The organism is Pinisolibacter sp. DMC100, from assembly GCF_056313705.1.
In genome coordinates, this window is the sequence record NZ_JBQUZT010000016.1 from 1 (window position 1) to 5,374 (window position 5,374).

The following is a 5,374-nucleotide window of genomic DNA, read 5'->3' on the forward strand; positions in this document are numbered from 1 at the left end:
TCGACGTGTTTCGCGATGTGTCGCCGAGGCGAAGTCGTGAGAGAAGGATCGAGAAAGGGATGTTCTTGGCAGGCCTGGCAGCGACCTACTCTCCCGCGTCTTGAGACGAAGTACCATTGGCGCTGAGGGTTTTCACGGCCGAGTTCGGAATGGGATCGGGTTGGGGCCCCTCGCTGGAACCACCAGGCCGGCGAAGAACATCCGTGATGTATGAGGTTTCGGTGCATGCCATCCGCTTGGGATGAGCATTGAATAATGAGAGCGATCAAGCCGATCGAGCTATTAGTACCGGTAAGCTGAACACATTGCTGTGCTTACACACCCGGCCTATCGACGTGGTCGTCTTCCACGGCTCTGTTTTGCGAGATCTTGTTTTGACGTGGGTTTCCCGCTTAGATGCCTTCAGCGGTTATCCCTTCCGCACATAGCTACCCTGCACTGCCGTTGGCACGACAACAGGTCCACCAGTGGTGCGTCCATCCCGGTCCTCTCGTACTAAGGACAGATCGTCTCAAATCTCGAACACCCACGGCAGATAGGGACCGAACTGTCTCACGACGTTCTGAACCCAACTCACGTACCACTTTAATCGGCGAACAGCCGAACCCTTGGGACCTGCTCCAGCCCCAGGATGTGATGAGTCGACATCGAGGTGCCAAACACTGCCGTCGATATGGACTCTTGGGCAGTATCAGCCTGTTATCCCCGGCGTACCTTTTATCCGTTGAGCGATGGCCCGTCCACGTGGGACCACCGGATCACTATGGCCGACTTTCGTCTCTGCTCGACTTGTCAGTCTCGCAGTCAGGCAGGCTTATGCCATTGCACTCGACGACCGATTTCCGACCGGTCTGAGCCCACCATCGCGCGCCTCCGTTACTCTTTGGGAGGCGACCGCCCCAGTCAAACTGCCCACCATGCGCTGTCTTGGACCCTGTTGGGCCGCAGTTAGACATTCATGACGATAAGGGTGGTATTTCAAGGATGACTCCACGAAAGCTGGCGCCTCCGCTTCAAAGTCTACCACCTATCCTACACATGCCGACACGAATGCCAGCGCAAAGTTGCAGTAAAGGTGCACGGGGTCTTTCCGTCTAACCGCAGGAACCTCGCATCTTCACGAGGAATTCAATTTCACTGAGTCTCTGCTGGAGACAGCGGGGAAGTCGTTACGCCATTCGTGCAGGTCGGAACTTACCCGACAAGGAATTTCGCTACCTTAGGACCGTTATAGTTACGGCCGCCGTTTACCGGGGCTTCGATTCAAAGCTTGCACCTCTCCTCTTAACCTTCCGGCACCGGGCAGGCGTCAGACCCTATACGTCGCCTTGCGGCTTCGCAGAGCCCTGTGTTTTTGCTAAACAGTCGCCACCCCCTGGCTTGTGCCCCCCACACCTGCTTGCGCAAGCATGGGGCCTCCTTATCCCGAAGTTACGGAGGCAATTTGCCGAGTTCCTTCAGCAGAGTTCTCTCAAGCGCCTTGGTATGCTCTACCAGTCCACCTGTGTCGGTTTCGGGTACGGTCTATACGGGAGGCTGTTTCCTGGAACCCCTTCGCTGCACGAACAATCCGATAAGCTCGTACAACACACGGGATTCGTCACTGCTCCCAGGCCGGGGAATATTCACCCCGTTCCCATCGACTACGCCTTTCGGCCTCGCCTTAGGGGCCGGCTAACCCTGCGCAGATTAACTTTACGCAGGAACCCTTGGACTTTCGGCGAGGGTGTCTCTCACACCCTTTATCGTTACTCATGTCAGCATTCGCACTTCCCATACCTCCACGGCGCCTCGCGGCTACCGCTTCAACAGCCTAGGGAACGCTCCGCTACCGCTCTTGCGAGCCCGCAGCTTCGGCTCGTGGCTTGAGCCCCGGTACATCTTCGGCGCAGAAACCCTTGTTTAGACCAGTGAGCTGTTACGCTTTCTTTAAATGATGGCTGCTTCTAAGCCAACATCCTGGTTGTTTTGGGATCTCCACATCCTTTCCCACTTAGCCACGAATTAGGGGCCTTAGCTGGCGATCAGGGTTTTTTCCCTCTTCACGACGGACGTTAGCACCCGCCGTGTGTCTGCCGGACAGTACTTCCCGGTATTCGGAGTTTACTTAGGTTTGGTAGATCTGTAGGACCCCCTAGCCCATGTAGTGCTCTACCCCCGGGAGTATTCATCCGACGCGCTACCTAAATAGCTTTCGCGGAGAACCAGCTATCTCCGAGTTTGGTTGGCCTTTCACCCCTAGCCACAGCTCATCCGAGACTTTTTCAACAGGCACCGGTTCGGCCCTCCAGTGCGTGTTACCGCACCTTCAGCCTGGCCATGGCTAGATCACTCGGTTTCGGGTCTAATCCGTCGAACTGAACGCCCTGTTCAGACTCGCTTTCGCTACGCCTACACCTACCGGCTTAAGCTTGCTCGACAGACTAACTCGCTGACCCATTATACAAAAGGTACGCAGTCACCCAGGACGAACCTTGGGCTCCCACTGTTTGTAGGTATCCGGTTTCAGGAACTGTTTCACTCCCCTTGTCGGGGTGCTTTTCACCTTTCCCTCACGGTACTTGTTCGCTATCGGTCGCTGAGGAGTACTTAGGCTTGGAGGGTGGTCCCCCCATGTTCAGACAGGATTTCACGTGTCCCGCCCTACTCATGTCCTCTGATTCTCGACACCTCTACGGGGCTGTCACCCATTGTCGCCGACTGTTCCAAGTCGTTCGAGTTGGAGAATCAAAGGCACTGGCCTGATCCGCGTTCGCTCGCCACTACTAGCGGAGTCTCTGTTGATGTCCTTTCCTCCGGGTACTTAGATGTTTCAGTTCCCCGGGTTCGCCTCTCTTTCGAGATACCCTTGCGGGTGGGTTTCCCCATTCGGAAATCCACGGATCAAAGCTTGTTCGCAGCTCCCCATGGCTTATCGCAGCGTACCACGTCCTTCATCGCCTCTCAGCGCCAAGGCATCCACCGAATACCCTTTTGGCACTTGATCGCTCTCATTATCGATGCCCACCCGTCCTCACGGACCTGCCGGCACCGAAGCTTTCCAATTTCTTGGAAAGACCTCATACATTCTCGAGTTTCGCCCGACTGAATGTCGTCTCACGACGACCAACCCACCGGAGCATTGCTGCCCCAGCGATCGAACGAACCTTCTCTTCACGATGTCGATGAACACGTCGATGCCGCTTCCGAAGAAGTCGACACGACGAAACTGTCATATCGGACGAGGCGGTGATCATACCGCCGGCAACACCCAAGTGAATGGTGGAGCCAGACGGGATCGAACCGACGACCTCATGCTTGCAAAGCACGCGCTCTCCCAACTGAGCTATGGCCCCATACCATGGGATCATCACACATAGAGTACGCGAAAATGGTGGGCCCGGAAGGATTTGAACCTTCGACCTCACGCTTATCAAGCGCGCGCTCTAACCAGCTGAGCTACGGGCCCAGACCCTGCAAGTCCGCTCGATGAGCAGACCGTGGCCGGTGCCACGGGAAGCTGGATACTCGTCCGAAGAAGAAAGAGAAACGAAGACGGCGGATCCCGCCAGTGAACCTCAAAGATCAGGGTCGTGACCCGATCGATGGGTTCGAAGTGTTCCAAGAGGTTCGAGACGACCGTCGAAGTGGACCGAATTGCTTCGGCGGACTTCGGGATCGTGAGGAACCTTCCTTAGAAAGGAGGTGATCCAGCCGCAGGTTCCCCTACGGCTACCTTGTTACGACTTCACCCCAGTCGCTGAGCCTACCGTGGTCAGCTGCCTCCTTGCGGTTGGCGCACTGCCTTCGGGTAAACCCAACTCCCATGGTGTGACGGGCGGTGTGTACAAGGCCCGGGAACGTATTCACCGCGTCATGCTGTTACGCGATTACTAGCGATTCCAACTTCATGCACTCGAGTTGCAGAGTGCAATCCGAACTGAGACGGCTTTTTGGGATTGGCTTCTCCTCGCGAAGTAGCTGCCCATTGTCACCGCCATTGTAGCACGTGTGTAGCCCAGCCCGTAAGGGCCATGAGGACTTGACGTCATCCCCACCTTCCTCTCGGCTTATCACCGGCAGTCCCTCTAGAGTGCCCAACTGAATGCTGGCAACTAGAGGCGAGGGTTGCGCTCGTTGCGGGACTTAACCCAACATCTCACGACACGAGCTGACGACAGCCATGCAGCACCTGTCTCCAAGTCCCCGAAGGGAAAACCACGTCTCCGTGGCGGTCTTGGGATGTCAAGAGCTGGTAAGGTTCTGCGCGTTGCTTCGAATTAAACCACATGCTCCACCGCTTGTGCGGGCCCCCGTCAATTCCTTTGAGTTTTAATCTTGCGACCGTACTCCCCAGGCGGGAAGCTCAAAGCGTTAGCTGCGCCACCGAACAGCATGCTGCCCGACGGCTGGCTTCCATCGTTTACGGCGTGGACTACCAGGGTATCTAATCCTGTTTGCTCCCCACGCTTTCGTACCTCAGCGTCAGTACCGGGCCAGTGAGCCGCCTTCGCCACTGGTGTTCTTGCCAATATCTACGAATTTCACCTCTACACTGGCAGTTCCACTCACCTCTCCCGGACTCGAGACCGCCAGTATCGAAGGCAGTTCTGGGGTTGAGCCCCAGGATTTCACCTCCGACTTAACGGTCCGCCTACGTACGCTTTACGCCCAGTAAATCCGAACAACGCTAGCCCCCTTCGTATTACCGCGGCTGCTGGCACGAAGTTAGCCGGGGCTTCTTCTCCCACTACCGTCATTATCGTCGTGGGTGAAAGAGCTTTACAACCCTAAGGCCTTCATCACTCACGCGGCATGGCTGGATCAGGCTTGCGCCCATTGTCCAATATTCCCCACTGCTGCCTCCCGTAGGAGTCTGGGCCGTGTCTCAGTCCCAGTGTGGCTGGTCATCCTCTCAGACCAGCTAAGGATCGTCGCCTTGGTGCGCCGTTACCACACCAACTAGCTAATCCTACGCGGGCCGATCCTTCTCCGATAAATCTTTCCCCCAAAGGGCGTATACGGTATTAGCACAGATTTCTCCGTGTTGTTCCGTAGAGAAGGGTACGTTCCCACGCGTTACTCACCCGTCTGCCGCTCCCCTTGCGGGGCGCTCGACTTGCATGTGTTAAGCCTGCCGCCAGCGTTCGTTCTGAGCCAGGATCAAACTCTCAAGTTGAGAAGTTCAATTGGCATCTATTGATCGCACGTTTGACGAGGTCTCCAACACGCTCTTCTCTCGAAGAGCGGCGAGAACTCAAAACATGGATCGACACCGATCTCTTCCCAGAGATCTGTGAGCCACCGAGATGGCTCCAGATCCCTCGCAGGGATCACGCCGTCCACGTTTCTCTTTCTTCCTATTCGATTGTCAAACAACCCGAAGCCCGCAGGC

At 56.2% G+C, this 5,374-nt stretch carries 2 tRNA genes and 3 rRNA genes; all 5 read right to left on the reverse strand.

The window, feature by feature from the left end:
* Nucleotides 1-72: 72 nt before the first annotated feature.
* Nucleotides 73-187 (reverse strand): 5S ribosomal RNA (gene rrf / locus ACT541_RS20650).
* Between the two features lie 74 nt (nt 188-261).
* Nucleotides 262-2,986: ribosomal RNA gene (locus ACT541_RS20655) — 23S ribosomal RNA — on the reverse strand.
* A gap of 273 nt (nt 2,987-3,259) precedes the next feature.
* A tRNA-Ala gene (locus tag ACT541_RS20660) sits at nt 3,260-3,335 on the reverse strand.
* 36 nt (nt 3,336-3,371) lie between these two features.
* Nucleotides 3,372-3,448 (reverse strand) — tRNA-Ile (locus tag ACT541_RS20665).
* Nucleotides 3,449-3,677: 229 nt separating this feature from the next.
* Nucleotides 3,678-5,158: ribosomal RNA gene (locus tag ACT541_RS20670) — 16S ribosomal RNA — on the reverse strand.
* Together the 16S, 23S and 5S rRNA genes with 2 tRNA genes alongside form the textbook arrangement of a ribosomal RNA operon.
* Between the last annotated feature and the right edge of the window lie 216 nt (nt 5,159-5,374).